15 protein-coding genes are annotated in these 13,925 nt (G+C 40.8%); 12 read left to right on the forward strand and 3 right to left on the reverse strand.

The genetic code is table 11. From position 1 onward, the window contains the following. Positions 1–3 precede the first annotated feature (3 nt). The 3 genes from G603_RS0112375 (at position 4) to G603_RS0112385 (ending at position 2,046) form a co-directional block, all read left to right on the forward strand. Positions 4–1,191, forward strand: a complete 1,188-nt coding sequence (locus G603_RS0112375; RefSeq protein ID WP_026525219.1) for a hypothetical protein — start codon at positions 4–6, stop codon at positions 1,189–1,191. Continuing rightward, positions 1,188–1,742, forward strand: coding sequence for a hypothetical protein (locus G603_RS0112380; RefSeq protein WP_155832672.1), 555 nt, complete (start codon positions 1,188–1,190; stop codon positions 1,740–1,742). Before G603_RS0112375 ends, G603_RS0112380 begins: the two co-directional genes overlap by 4 nt. An 88-nt stretch (positions 1,743–1,830) precedes the next feature. Beyond that, entirely contained in the window at positions 1,831–2,046 is a 216-nt protein-coding gene (locus G603_RS0112385; RefSeq protein ID WP_155832673.1) for a hypothetical protein, read from the forward strand. Between the two features lie 104 nt (positions 2,047–2,150). On the opposite strand, the gene G603_RS0112390 is transcribed toward G603_RS0112385, so the two are convergent. Beyond that, positions 2,151–2,408 (reverse strand): hypothetical protein, encoded by a 258-nt coding sequence (locus G603_RS0112390; RefSeq protein WP_026670423.1) that lies wholly within the window; start codon positions 2,406–2,408, stop codon positions 2,151–2,153. A gap of 287 nt (positions 2,409–2,695) precedes the next feature. Here G603_RS0112390 and G603_RS0112395 point away from each other — a divergent pair, with 287 nt between their 5' ends. Then, on the forward strand, positions 2,696–4,063 hold the full coding sequence (locus G603_RS0112395; protein ID WP_026670424.1) for a leucine-rich repeat protein: 1,368 nt from the start codon (positions 2,696–2,698) through the stop codon (positions 4,061–4,063). 135 nt (positions 4,064–4,198) lie between these two features. On the opposite strand, the gene G603_RS0112400 is transcribed toward G603_RS0112395, so the two are convergent. After that, positions 4,199–5,071 carry an aldose 1-epimerase family protein gene (locus G603_RS0112400; protein ID WP_026670425.1) on the reverse strand — a complete coding sequence of 291 codons (873 nt, stop codon included), beginning with the start codon at positions 5,069–5,071 and terminating at the stop codon, positions 4,199–4,201. 252 nt (positions 5,072–5,323) lie between these two features. Between G603_RS0112400 and G603_RS0112405 the strand changes: the two genes are divergently transcribed. The 6 genes from G603_RS0112405 (at position 5,324) to G603_RS0112430 (ending at position 10,671) form a co-directional block, all read left to right on the forward strand. Continuing rightward, positions 5,324–5,584 (forward strand): hypothetical protein, encoded by a 261-nt coding sequence (locus G603_RS0112405; RefSeq protein WP_026670426.1) that lies wholly within the window; start codon positions 5,324–5,326, stop codon positions 5,582–5,584. A 6-nt stretch (positions 5,585–5,590) separates the two neighbouring features. Continuing rightward, the gene (locus G603_RS0112410) at positions 5,591–6,136 is read left to right on the forward strand and encodes a prolyl-tRNA synthetase associated domain-containing protein (RefSeq protein WP_026670427.1); all 546 of its coding nucleotides are present in this window, start codon (positions 5,591–5,593) and stop codon (positions 6,134–6,136) included. 136 nt (positions 6,137–6,272) lie between these two features. Next, positions 6,273–6,830: a hypothetical protein gene (locus G603_RS0112415; protein ID WP_026670428.1), complete on the forward strand. Its 558-nt coding sequence runs from the start codon at positions 6,273–6,275 to the stop codon at positions 6,828–6,830. Continuing rightward, positions 6,830–7,513, forward strand: coding sequence for a response regulator transcription factor (locus G603_RS0112420; RefSeq protein ID WP_026670429.1), 684 nt, complete (start codon positions 6,830–6,832; stop codon positions 7,511–7,513). The genes G603_RS0112415 and G603_RS0112420 overlap by 1 nt, the downstream gene beginning before the upstream one ends. Beyond that, a complete protein-coding gene (locus tag G603_RS0112425) occupies positions 7,510–8,754 on the forward strand; it encodes a sensor histidine kinase (protein ID WP_026670430.1) in 1,245 nt (414 codons plus the stop codon). Before G603_RS0112420 ends, G603_RS0112425 begins: the two co-directional genes overlap by 4 nt. Before the next feature lie 660 nt (positions 8,755–9,414). Further along, positions 9,415–10,671, forward strand: coding sequence for a redoxin domain-containing protein (locus G603_RS0112430; RefSeq protein WP_330367649.1), 1,257 nt, complete (start codon positions 9,415–9,417; stop codon positions 10,669–10,671). 115 nt (positions 10,672–10,786) lie between these two features. On the opposite strand, the gene G603_RS0112435 is transcribed toward G603_RS0112430, so the two are convergent. Next, on the reverse strand, positions 10,787–11,839 hold the full coding sequence (locus G603_RS0112435) for a LacI family DNA-binding transcriptional regulator (RefSeq protein WP_026495561.1): 1,053 nt from the start codon (positions 11,837–11,839) through the stop codon (positions 10,787–10,789). A 187-nt stretch (positions 11,840–12,026) separates the two neighbouring features. Between G603_RS0112435 and G603_RS0112440 the strand changes: the two genes are divergently transcribed. Together G603_RS0112440 and G603_RS0112445 are read left to right on the forward strand one after the other, a co-directional pair. Next, entirely contained in the window at positions 12,027–12,947 is a 921-nt protein-coding gene (locus G603_RS0112440; RefSeq protein ID WP_026495560.1) for an ABC transporter permease, read from the forward strand. A 12-nt stretch (positions 12,948–12,959) separates the two neighbouring features. Beyond that, positions 12,960–13,874, forward strand: coding sequence for a carbohydrate ABC transporter permease (locus G603_RS0112445; RefSeq protein ID WP_035793099.1), 915 nt, complete (start codon positions 12,960–12,962; stop codon positions 13,872–13,874). Positions 13,875–13,925: the final 51 nt, after the last annotated feature.

Consider the following 13,925-nt stretch of genomic DNA (forward strand, 5'->3'; position numbering starts at 1 on the left):
TAAGTGAAAAAAATTGGTAACGAATACTATCTTATGCACAAAAACATACCGGTATGTCTGATGGAGATTTCTGAGGATGGCAAACTTGGGAATTATAAGAAAAATGAAGCACAAATAGATCATTTTCCATTGGGCGGCAGGCTGAATGACATGCGATTCCATGAATGGTGGAAAGACCGTGCTATTCCCAAGACCAGAAATGGTGCTAAATCTGCGCTTCAAAAGCTGGGATATGAATCTACTAATAGTGCATTAGTGGATAATCTTGCGCTCAGCCTGTCAGATTGTTACTGGATAAAGCCACGTGGTGAAGATCTGTCGTGGGAAGAGGTAAACCTGTTCACAAATGACTTTGTGGATACCTTTGGAGAACTAACGATAAACAAGGATCATGTTATAGATCTTCGCAGGAAAACACGGTTCAAATGTGCAGCGTCTCAAGGAGAATTACAAAAGAAATGGTGCATTGATGATGCCGGACGCAGATATATGGTCAAAGGAAACTATGGTAGTTCTTATCAGCAGAGTTTAAATGAGATTTTTGCAACTGACCTTCATCGCAAGCAAGGCTTTAGCAATTATACAGAATATATTCTTTCTACCGTTGATGTGGAGGGAGGGATAGAAGGTATCGGATGCATGTCTTATGATTTTTGCAGCGAAAATCTGGAGTGCATAAGCGCCTGGGAGCTACTGCAAACAATAAAAATCAAGCAGAATGAATCCCTATACTATCCACTCAAAAAGGTATGTATAAGTATTGGAATCAGTGATGAAGAGTTCACCCGGTTTATGGACTATGAGATTATGACAGATTATCTTATATCCAATACGGACAGGCACATGAACAATATTTCAGTCGTTCGTAACCCGGACACCTTGGAATTCATGGGATTTGCCCCGATTTACGATTCCGGAAATTCCATGTTTTACAATATTCCATATACTGAGCTTGAGCATGTAAAGTTGTCTTCAATAAAAACGCACTCCTTTATAGCAATGGAAAGCAAATTACTGTCATATGTTCAGGACAGGCAGGCTGTTGATTTGGAGAAAGCCTGCATGAATTTTGATATATATGAAAAAGATATGTTTGAACGGCAAATAAGAATACCTCAGCTAAAAAGACTATATGAGCAGAAACTCATGAAACTGGAGGCTTTCCAAAGGGGCAAAGACATATGGAAATGATGAGAATATTAAGATTTTTAAAGTTTTTACCGGTCATCGTATACAGCTATGTATGGTACTACTGTCAGAGCAGGATATCATATGAGGTATCCTCTTACCCGGATTGGTTCACATCGGTGATTCTTTTATCGCTCATACTATCTGTCATAGTAGTCATTTGGCATCTTATATTGTGTATCATAGGAAAACATACAGGCAGCGAAACTACTATTTATTCAATAGTAATGAAGCTTGTTCCAATCTATGCCTGTGTAGAAATGTGCGTGTTAATGGCGATTGGACTTATCATACCGATATATGGCTGGATGGCAAGTGCAGTTGTTTATGCATATCTTTTTTCAATAATGCTGATGACAGGTACAATTCAGATAGGCACCATAATATGTCTCCTTAGAGAGAAAAAGATATCTATAGTTGCGGCTGTGATTACAGGTATTCTTAGTTATTGTATCGTTTTGGACATTTTGGTCTCAATCTACTTATGTGTAGTGGCAAGAAAACATAGGACAAGGAATGTGGAAAACACGGCTGGAATTGTAGGGGAGATATAACGTAAGGCCAAGAAAGGCGAATACCTGCTAGACAATGGCTTTTGTAAAAAGAGCGGACTGCCTCAGCTTATTTCAGCACTTGAACTTGATGAAAAAGGCAGCGAAGGCCTTTAAGAAAATCCTGGAAAAAGAGTCCGATGCAAGTGAAGTTATTGCTATGCTCAGTGCGCTTAGCGAGATTCCTCTTTTTATGGATAAAAAGATGTATGATCTAGGTGCTACAAGTAGTATGGTCATGACTATTCTCTTAAAAGCACAGTTTGTATACCTGTTACTGGATCTTTTGATTTTGAAAATATCTTGAGCGGATTCGTTTATCTTAGGGAAAAGAACATGATCTTCGCAGGCGGCTATGCAATTGATCTTGAAAAGAAAAAGGTACGCGCAATCGGAGAATTACCGGATAAACTAAAGAAAAAGATATATTCCTGCATCCTTTGTAGAAATAGTATAGGAAAGATAATGATAGCTGTTATCAGATACCTGAACTGTAGCACCTGATCCGGTCTTAGCTTCCTGTCCGACAGGAAGAACATTCTGAGTATTTGTATTACTTGCTGCAGGAGTATTATTTACGTTTTCCTGCTTCTTATCTGCATCCTTATTAGCAGTACTCTCATTTTCCTTATAATTATGATGTATCAGCGAGAAAACTCCTTCCGACATAGTCGGTGGAGGTAGTTCATGACGGCAGCGTAGACAAACGCGGATTTTCACGTTACAAAACAATCAAACTGTAATTAAAACTGTGATAAAATCATACATATAGTACCTTTGATGAATTCGGAGGCCTAAACAAATACGACCCTCCAAATTTGGAGGGTCGTTCAACCAACCAAACGTTCCTACCATTAATGTTGTGGTTGATATGGTTGCCCCCCAGCGCAGGATTGCCATGATAATAGGCGGCGACCATAACAGCCGTGAATAAAGTATAAAGGAGATAATAGCTTATGAAAATTAAGAAACGTTTTTTAGGATTCCTGCTCAGCCTTGTGATGGTGTTGGGCTTGATGCCGGGGATGAGCCTGACGGCGTATGCGGATGGCACAACATATAATCCGGCTTCAACGTATACCGGCTTTGGTGATTTGATTACAAATGACACCGAGGTGACCATTAGTGAGGTGTCCGGGAAAACCTGGTATGTAATTGCTAACGATAGTTCAACGGTCACACTGCTGTCAAAACAAAGCTTTGCGAACCAAGCATTTAACAGTGACACATCAAAAGGGAATAATTATGAAACATCCGATATCAAAAAATATGTGGATGGATTGACTGGAGAGGGGCAGCCGCTCGAAAAAATCAGCAGAGTGATATCCGATTTAACCCTGATTGATAAAATAACGGCACAAGGATTGTCTGTGACTAAGGCAAAAGGAGCAGGCGTTGACTGGTGGCTCTGCTCGCAGGGTAACACTTACAATTATTATGCGGCGTTCGTTTACGGCGGGTCCGGGGCTGTCGACAATTTTGGCAGTTACGTGTATAACAACGCGCTTGGTGTCCGCCCCGCTTTAAAGCTCAATCTGTCATCGGTCATCTTCGAATCTGGAACAAATACATTTTCGTTGAAGCCGTACAGTGTGACTCTTTCCGGCGGAGCAAATGCAACAATCGACGGGGCAACGAGCCAGACCGGGCTGACAGGCGCTATGACCACAGTGACCTATACGGCGAACACCGGATATTACTTTGCGGAGTTTACTGATATAACTAACAATGGTATTACTGCCAAAAGAACGAGTAGTACAGTTGTAACAGTTTCCGGTACGCCGACTTCGGATGCGACCATCACGGTTCCCGACGCGGTGGAGAAGACGGCGGCCACGGTTACAAAAGAGAATGCTGATGGCAAAACAATAGTGATTACCAATTACAGCAAGACTGATGAACAGATTTCACAATTTGTCTTCAAAAAAGCAAAAGGAACAACAGTAGACCTTACAAATGTAAGCAGTAATAGCCTCAAAACTGTAGTAGTTCCAGAAACAGTAAATGTAAATGGCAAGACCTACAAAGTTACAAGAATCCGCAAGGGATTTCTTAAAAACTGCACGCAGGCAACAAAAGTAGATATAGGCAAGAATGTCAACACTATCGACAAGAATGCCTTTAATTACGGTAAAAAGGTTAAGACTATAATCATCAGAGGAAAGCTTACTAAGGTTGGAAAGGGCGCTCTTAAGAACACGAAGAAGAACGTGACCATAGAGGTTAAGACCGGAGCCAAGAACTTTGGGAAGAACAAGAAGCTTCTTGTAAAGTCCGAACTTCCAAAGAATGCAACAGTTAAGAGAGTAAAAAATAAGAAGTAAGTTTCATCCTCCTGTCATTATTTCGAAGAAATGGCAGGAGGATTTTTTTACTGTTTTGACTTAGCGACATATTGTGGAAGGGGCAAGATAAATGGATCCTGTTTCTATTAAGGGTAGGCTTGATTGTAAAAAGAATCAATAATAGATCGCCTTATATTCAGTAGTAAATGCTTCGCCGGGTTCAAGGTGTTGCTCGAATTCACGCTCGCTGATGTCTCCGGTGAAGCCCTCGGCATCAGCTCTGCCATACCAGGGTTCTAAGCAAATGAAAGGAGCATTTTTGCCGGATGGTGACCATACTCCAAGGAGAGGAGCATCAAATGTAAGCTTTATGAACAGTTTTCCGGAAGCATCCTTAATTCCTACGCCTTTAGCCTGGCTGTTTTCAAGGATGATGGCACCGTTATCGAAGGTGTGCTCATCCACAGCGATTGACTTATCTGCAGGAAGCGGAAGCTCGCAGGTAGCCTTTGCTGCTAGCGGATCATGGAATTTTCTTACTGTAAGGACATCCTTATCTGTATCAAATACGACAGAATTGCCCTTAAGAGTGCCGTTTTCATCAAGCTCACAGTTAAATGCAGGATGAGCGCCAATTGCGTAATGCAGAGTTTCACTTCCTGTATTTGTTACCTTCCAGCCAATGGTGATCTCGTTGCCAACAAGCTTATAGGTTATCTCAAGACAGAAGTCAAAGGGGTATTTTGCCCTTGTCTCTTCATTTGAAACCAGCCTGTAATGAGCAAAATCAGCGGAACTCTCCACAAGCTCATGCTCCATATCTCTTGCAAAGCCGTGCTGACCCATGGGAAATTCCTGACCCTTAGCTCTGTATTTACCCTCAGCAACTGAGCCTACAAAAGGGAAAAGAACAGGAGATGTCCTGCCCCAGAATTTTGGATCGCCGTGCCACATGCGTTCCTTGCCATCCTTAACGACGCTCTTTATTTCAGCGCCTTTTGATTCTATAGATACTTCTAAAATCTCGTTTTTTAATACTATTCTCATGGATTCACCTCATAATTAGTGGGTAATACTTTGTTTTCTCAGATAAAAACAGTTATTGCAATAACCCGACAGAATAATTTCAGTATTCATATTATAGCAGAGCAAAAAAAGATTTCATATAAAAAGAGAAGTAGACCTTGCTATATAAGGATAGGCCATTTTACTGTATAATTATATCCGTATGAAAGTTTTGATGTTCTGCCGGAATCAGTATTTGCGATGCAGCAGAGCATGGGGAGGAAGAGGGAAAACATGCAGGGAAAATCTAAAACGCAGATACGAGTTCTTTTCGCAGCCAGAGTATGCTTATGGATCATTGCTCTGGTATCTACAGTCTATTGGATATATTATTCTGCACAGCTTCACAGTCAGGGAATTTTTGCGCCTGAAGAATATGCGCCGCTGTTTAGACCTGTTTTTTATACATGTCTTGCAATATCGATTGCTGCAGTGTGCATCAGCTTTGTTCTTCATACCATTAGTAAAAAGATAAAAGAAAGCATTAAGGAGTAAGGACAGATGGAATTATTTGATGGAAGACCGAAAAATGCTGAAGGGCGCTTACCAAGGGAAGTCAGAGTCTACGACCTTTTGGATAAGCTTGGAATAGAGTTTAAAAGAGTGGACCACGAGCCCGCAACCACCATGGAAGCCTGCGAGGAAGTGGACAAGGCCATTGGAACGCTGATGTGCAAGAACCTTTTTCTTTGTAACAGGCAAAAGACCAGGTTTTATCTGCTGCTCATGCCGGGAGATAAGAAGTTCAAGACAAAAGAGCTTTCAAGTCAGATCAATTCAACAAGGCTCTCTTTTGCAGAAGCCGAGGATATGCTTAAATACCTGGATATCGAACCCGGAGCAGTAAGCGTAATGGGACTCATGAATGATGAAAACCATGAAGTACAGCTCCTTGTTGATGAGGATGTAAGGGAATCTGAGTATCTTGGCTGCCATCCATGTGTATGCACATCAAGTATGAAGATAAAGACTTCTGATATTTTCGAGAAGTTTTTGCCTGCTGTAGGGCACGAACCCCAGACAGTGCACCTTGTAGGAGAGGATTGACATAAAAAAGCTAAATATAAATCTAATTTTAATCTGATTTTAATCTTTCAAAAATCTTATATTAATCTTGGGCGTGTATATTTCAGATATCAAATGAACAAGCAATTCATAAATATCTGAAAGGAAGGTAATAGTTATGGAAAATTTTGAAAAGGTTGAAAAGCTCAGAGAGAAGACAGGCGTATCCTACGAGGAGGCCAAGAAGGTTCTTGAACAGACCAATTACGATATGCTGGATGCAATCATCGAATTGGAAAAGCAGGGCAAGGTTATAGAGCCTAAGGAAGGCAGCTACACAACCGGAGCAAGCCAGGATATGGAAAATGTTAAGAAGTTTGAGCTGGCTCAGAGACAGTACGAAAAGGATTGCAACAAGAATAATGTTAAGGAAGGATTCAGAAATATCGCGGAGTTCTTCAGACTGTTATTCCGTAAGAGTCTTGAGATTTACTTTAACATAAACAGGGATGGCAAGAAGATCGCAAGTGTTCCTGTTCTTGTACTGGCACTTATGGTACTTGGATTCTTCTGGGTAACAGTTCCGCTTATCATTATCGGACTTTTCTTTGGAGTATCTTACAACTTTACAGGTGCTGACAAGGTGGTTGCAGATATGAACAATGTTTGTGATAAAGCAGCTCAGACCGCTGAGAACATCAAAAACGAATTCAAAAAGGATGATGAACAAAACTAATGAGTAAAATATTGATCGTAGAAGATGAAACACAGCTTGCACGTTTTGTGGAACTTGAACTTATTCATGAGGGAAATACCGTGGATAAGGCAGAGGATGGAAGAGGCGGTCTTGATATGGCTCTTTCAGTCGACTATGATCTGATTCTTTTAGACGTCATGCTGCCGGGCATCAATGGCTTCGAGGTTCTTAGAAGGATAAGAGCAAAAAAGGAGACACCTATAATCCTTGTGACTGCAAGGGATGCGGTCATGGATAAGGTGTCGGGCCTTGATGCCGGAGCGGATGACTATATCACCAAACCTTTTGCTATTGAGGAGCTGCTCGCACGTATAAGAGTAGCTCTGAAAAGAAAAGGTGGTTCAGCTCCTGCCTCCAGACAGCTTACGATAAACGACGTGACGATGGATCTGGACAGACATGAAGTGGTTGCCGCCGGTAACCCGGTAGAGCTTACAAACTACGAATTTGAGCTACTTAGAATTCTTATGGAAAACTGTAACATAGTCCTGGATAGAGAGCACTTAATAAGCGAAATCTGGGGCTATGATTTCGATGGTGAAACTAATGTTGTGGATGTTTATGTAAGACATCTGCGCACTAAAATAGATGACAAATATGGCATCAAGCTTATCCAGACAGTCAGAGGTGTCGGATATGTAATAAAAGAAGGCCAGCTATGAATAATGCAAAAAACCGCGCCACATCAATTGCAAGAGGTATAAATACAGCTTTCTGGTTTAATAAACTGAAAGCTTTTTTTACATTGGATTTATTGATACTTATGGTTTCCTTTGGGCTGTTCTGCTATAACAGCTATCTGTCGGTTCCTGAAGACGAGGTTATCAGGAGATTTTTAATAAGCGGTGATAAGATAAGCAATGTTGTCCTCAACTATTATACGGACAGCTCCCAGTATAGCTTTCCGATGGGGGATTATGTTTTATTTATTGGGATAATTCTTGCCGCTGTAATCGCCTACCAGCTTCTTAATCTTCTTGCATCCTTTACCCATACTTCAAGGATTAGAAGGAGACTCCGCCCTTTAAATGAGCTGGCGCTGAAGGCAGAGGCCATAAGTGAAGTGCCTTTAGATACAACAAAATTTGAAGAGCTTGAAGAAGCTATTTTGAAGGTTCCTGCCGATAGTAACGGAGCAAGGATATCTACGGGAGATGAAGATCTTGCCAGCATAGAAGCTGCGCTTAACAGCCTTTTATACAGAATGCAGCAGGCCAGAATGCAGCAGGCAAGGTTTGTTGACGATGCGTCACACGAACTTAGGACGCCTATAGCTGTTATTCAGGGCTATGCCAATATGCTTGACCGCTGGGGAAAGGATGATCCGGCAGTTCTCGATGAATCTATTAAAGCTATCAAGCATGAATCCGAGAACATGAAGGAGCTCATTGACCAGCTTCTTTTCCTTGCACGTGGAGATAACGGCCGTCAGAAGCTGTCTATGGTGAGACTTGATCTGACAGAAATAATGCGCGAAGTGTGGGAAGAGTCCTTGATGATCGATCCTGATCACAAGTATGTTATCGAGGATAGTGATGACTGTTTTATTTTAGGCGATCAGGCCATGATAAAGCAGTCCATAAGGATATTTGTCCAGAATGCCGCAAAATACTCAGATAAAGGCAGCACAATCAAGCTTACAGTTAAAAATGAGGGCGACAATATCGTTTATACGGTTCAGGATGAAGGTATCGGTATGGCAGGCGAGGAGCTGAGCCACATCTTCGAGCGCTTCTACAGATCCGACAAGGCAAGAAATTCTGCAACCGGCGGGTCCGGACTTGGTCTTTCCATTGCAAAATGGATTGTAGATGCACATAAGGGGACAGTAGAAGTTCTGTCGCGTCAGGAAATAGGCACAAGAATAACGGTGTCTTTTGATCCGGAGGTAGTTTCGATATAATATAACTTATATATAAGGAGGCAGGCATCCTCGCGTACATTGGAAAGCAGCCGTGATGGCAGTGAGAATATAGAGTCATACGGCAGAAGCTGACATAATTTCACATAGTGGATAGAAAATTCTATCACTTATTAAGCGAGCTAAATAGCAAAAATCGGCAGGAAGCACCTGCTGATTTTTTTTCCTGAAATAGCTGTCTTTTTAATTGGTCAATCTGAGTACATTGACAATTTCGGGAAAAAGAAATAATATCATAATAGGTTGCGCACAATACAATCGATTACAAAGAAAGACAAGCTATGAAATTTAAATCGTTTAAAGCTGTTGATATGACTGTGGGTGCTCCATGGAAGGTCGGTCAATCATTAGCTGCTTTTTAGTTTTTTACAGTTGCTGTTTTGAATTACGTGGGTATCGTGAAAAACAATATTTATCCACGTAAGAAAATCAGGAAATGGCGAAGTGGATTACGGGGATGAATGGGAAAATGTGATTTATCCACGTAAGATTGGCGAAAAAAAGGCTCAGGATTACGGGGGTGCTTAGAGAAATGAGATTCATCCACGTAAGAATGGCGGAAAAATGGCTAAAAATTACGGGGATGAAAAAAGAAAAACAATATTTTCCCCGTAATAAAACAGTGAGATAGGGGTTTCTGATATGAATATTTCATTTTTAACAGTTTTTTTACAAGGTATATTGAGCTTTTTCTCACCATGCGTGTTACCGCTTTTACCTGCGTATATGGGTTATCTTTCCGGCGGGGCGCTAAAGGAAGAAAATGATGGTACAAAACACTATGACAGAGCCAGGGTCATGGTGAATACCATATTTTTTGTGATTGGCATAAGCTTTGCCTTTTTCCTTCTGGGAATGGGGCTTAGCGTTCTTGGAAGGTTTTTTAGTGGTAATCAGATACTCTTTGTGAGAATCGGAGGCATTATTATCATAATGTTCGGATTATATCAACTGGGAGTATTTGGTAGCAGCAGGCTATTAAGCCGGGATGTGCGGATTCCTATAGATTTTGGAAAGCTCACAATGTCTCCTATAACAGCGCTTTTTATGGGTTTTGTTATAAGTTTTGCCTGGAGCCCCTGCATAGGACCTGTGCTGTCATCAGTGCTGATCATGGCGGCTTCCGCAGATTCAGCATCCGTAGGATTTTTGCTGATTGGAATATATACCATAGGCTACGTTATCCCGTTTTTACTGATGGGGCTGTTTACCACAACACTTTTAGAGTTTTTTGGAAAGCACAGGAGTGTTGTAAAGTATACAGTTAAAATCGGAGCTGTGCTCATGATACTTATTGGAATCCTTATGTTTACAGGAAGACTTAACAGTATCTCAAATTATCTCTCACAGTTCACTGGAACACAGATTAGTGCTGAGAATTCAAAAGAGGCTGACGAGCAGGATGTGGCTGCAACAGAAGCTAGTGAGGAGAACCGGGCAACTGAAACTTCTGAGAAAGAGCGTATTTTAGCTCCTGATTTTACCCTGGTGGATCAGTATGGCGAAACGCACTCTTTGTCAGATTATAGAGGAAAGATTGTCTTCCTCAACTTTTGGGCTACCTGGTGCCCTCCTTGCAGGGCAGAGATGCCTTACATACAGGAGCTATATGAAAAGTACTCTCAGCCGGATTCTGATGTGGCGATATTAGGTGTTGCATTTCCGAACATGGGAGATGAGACCAGCATAGAAGGGATCAGCAACTTCCTTGATGAAAACGGTTACACCTATCCTGTACTTATGGATGAGGGGGCATCGCTCCAGCTTCCTTACTACATAACGGCATACCCAACCACATTTTTAATTAACCCTGAAGGCTATGTTCTTGGATACATTCCTGGCGGCATGACCAAAGAAATAATGGAAGATGTGATAAATAAGGCAAGAGAATTAAAATAAGAACTGTAAAAGATTTGCTTAAGAAGTAAAGAAACTACCGCCGTGTGATATCACATGGCGGTAATTCTTGTGCATGGTGTATAATGTTGGTGTGCGATGTAAGCAGCATTCTATTCTATGAAGTAGAGTCTCGATAGATCAGATCCGTCTCAGTATAGACAGTTCTGAAGTTTAAGTCAGGTTGTTCTATTCTGGTAATAATCAGGTTAGCAGCGGAATATCCGATTACCTGGCTGTGAATATGGCTCGTTGAAAGAGAAGGAGTCATTATCTTTGATTCGGGTGAATCATCAAAACCAAAAAGCTTTATATCTCCCGGACAATCAAGCCCCATTTTTTTCAAACCATATAGTACATCTATTGCAACAAAGTCATTGGCACAGATAAAAAGCTGTGGCAGCTCATTGAGCCTTGAAAGCGCAATAGAGATGTAGTCCTTGTATTCGTCTCCATGAGAATGTACTTCTGTTAAACAGAATTTCTCGTCAATAGTAAGCCCATTGATATACATGGCTTCTCTAAAGGCCATAAATCTTTCATAAAAAGAACGGCAATGAGTAACTTGTCCAATGTATCCAATACTACTGATTCCCCTTTTTTTCATATCATTAATTACTGTGTAGATATTGGAAAAGTTATCCATGAGAATAAGATCTGCATTTAACGGTTTCCAATAGCTTGCCACGGGTGCGTCCACCATAAGAACCGGCAGACCCAGGTCACATAGCATTTCACAGTAGGGGTGATTAAACATCTCGATACACATTATTGCTACAGTCTTTTCTTTTATAAAAGAAATAGGAAGTGTTAGATCCTCGATGTTTTTGGAGTCCACTCTGTGCATGCTAAGGCTGTATCCAAGAAGAGAAATCTCATATTGGAACTTGTCCAGCATGGTTGATGCAAAGTGAGAATTGTTCAAAAGATTTCCTGTAAACAGGGCTATTTCTCCTGATGCTTTAGCCGGCTGAGAAAAAGAAGGAGCCTTTATCTCTGATACCGAGCTTGCGTAGGAAAACTGTTTATATCCCATTTCCAAAGCTTTTTGTAATACTTTGTCTCTGGTTGAATCAGCTAAAACGCCTGTATTATTAATGGCTTTTGAGACGGTATTTCTTGATACGCCCAAAGCATCTGCAATGTCTTGTAATGTTACTCTGGATGCCATCTGTTATTCTGATCTCCATTTCCTTGAATTGTTTTCTTCATTATAAAATGTAAAAACCAGGGTGTCAAATGTAAAAGTAAAGTGTTACATATGTAAAAATATAGTGTTGACATTCGTTCCTGTTGGTGTTATATTTTACACATGTAAAACACAGATGTGCAAATGTAAAATGTTTTGGGAGAATATTATGAATACAAAGACAAAAAAAGGAGAGCTGCATAATACGCTTGTATATATCAGGCAACACTGGCAGCTTTATGTACTCTTTTTAGGACCTGCGTTGTTTTTGACAATACTTTTTAGATATGTACCTATGGGAGGAATACTGATTGCATTCCAGAAATACAATCCGTTCAAAGGATTGCTGGGAAGCGAATGGGTCGGTCTTAAATACTTCAAACAGTTTTTATCATCACCTGACTTTCTCCAATATCTTGCTAATACATTAAAGTTAAGTATTTTCGGACTGTTATGGGGATTCCCGGTACCGATCATTCTGGCCTTTTTGTTAAACAGAGTGGGAAGCAGCAAATTAAAACAGAATATACAGCTTGTTTTGTACATGCCTAATTTCATTTCAGTCATAGTACTTTGCGGTATGGTAAGAATTCTTTTATCAGTTACCGGACCACTGAATATGATGATGGGGACAAACATCAACTTCCTGACAATTCCTGCAGCGTTCAGACCGATCTACATTATCAGCGGAATATGGCAGGGAGCAGGATGGGCTTCAATTATGTATACTGCGGCATTATCCAATGCAAGCCAGGAGCTTAAGGAAGCTGCACAGATAGATGGTGCCAACATTTTCCAGCAGATCAAGGCTGTAGAGTGGCCTGCAATCAAAGATATGGTAGTTATCCAGTTTATCCTGCAGGCAGGAAACATCATGAGCATTGGATTTGAGAAAGCTTATGCACTTCAGTCAGATATGAACCTCGCGTCTTCTGAGATCATAGCAACCTATGTGTACAAAAAGGGTCTTATTAACGGAGACTACAGCTACTCAACGGCTGTTGGACTATTTAATACAGTAATCAATGTAATTTTGCTGGTCCTTGTAAATAAGATAGTTGAGAAGATGAACGACGGACAGGGATTATAAGGAGGCGTTCAGATGGAAAAAACGATAGTTAAGAAAAAAAGCAGGTTTGCAAAATATGGATTTGGAGATAAATGCTTTCTGATATTCGGTTATGCCCTGCTTGCAGCATTTGTCTTTGCGATAATCTTGCCGATGGTATATATCGTTGTGGCGTCTTTCATGGATCCCATCACTCTTCAGAATAAGGGAATCGTGCTGGATTTTGAAAAGTGGACGCTCACTGCTTATGAGAGAGTTATGACGAATTCGCAGATATGGGTAGGTTTTAAAAATGCAATTATCTACTCAGTGTTGTTCAGCGTAATTTCTGTTTTCATAACACTACTTTGTGCATATCCCATGTCCAGGGATGATTTTAAAGGAAAAAAACTGTTTAACACAATTTTCATAATAACCATGTTTTTTGGTGGCGGACTTATTCCTACATATCTTCTTATAAATAACATTGGTCTTCTGGACACTATGTGGGCAGTAATCCTTCCGGGAGCCTTCAGTGTGTGGAACATGATAATTGCAAGAACTTACTATAAAGGAATTCCGAACGAGCTCAGAGAAGCGGCAGATGTTGATGGTGCTAATGAGCTGGTATTCTTCTTCAGAATTCTTCTTCCGGTATGTACACCACTTATTGCAGTATTAGTTCTTTGGCAGTTTGTAGGTATGTGGAACAGCTACTTTGATGCGATGATCTATCTCAATTCTTCATCAAAGCAGCCACTTCAGCTGGTGCTCAGAGCAATCCTGATCCAGAATGAGCCTGATCCGGGAATGATCGCGGATATGCAGAGTACAGCACAAAGAGCGCAGCTTGCTGAGCTTTTGAAATATGCAACTATCATAATTTCGAGCCTTCCGCTGTTAGTCATGTACCCGTTCTTCCAGAAGTACTTTGACTCAGGAATTATGGTGGGCTCTGTAAAAGGCTAAGAGCAGAACTTCGTTGTTAATAACCCAAAGGGTTCAAATAAAAAAGGAGAG

Origin of the sequence: Butyrivibrio sp. AE3006, assembly GCF_000424165.1 — a bacterium.
Classification (GTDB): Bacteria; Bacillota; Clostridia; order Lachnospirales; family Lachnospiraceae; genus Butyrivibrio.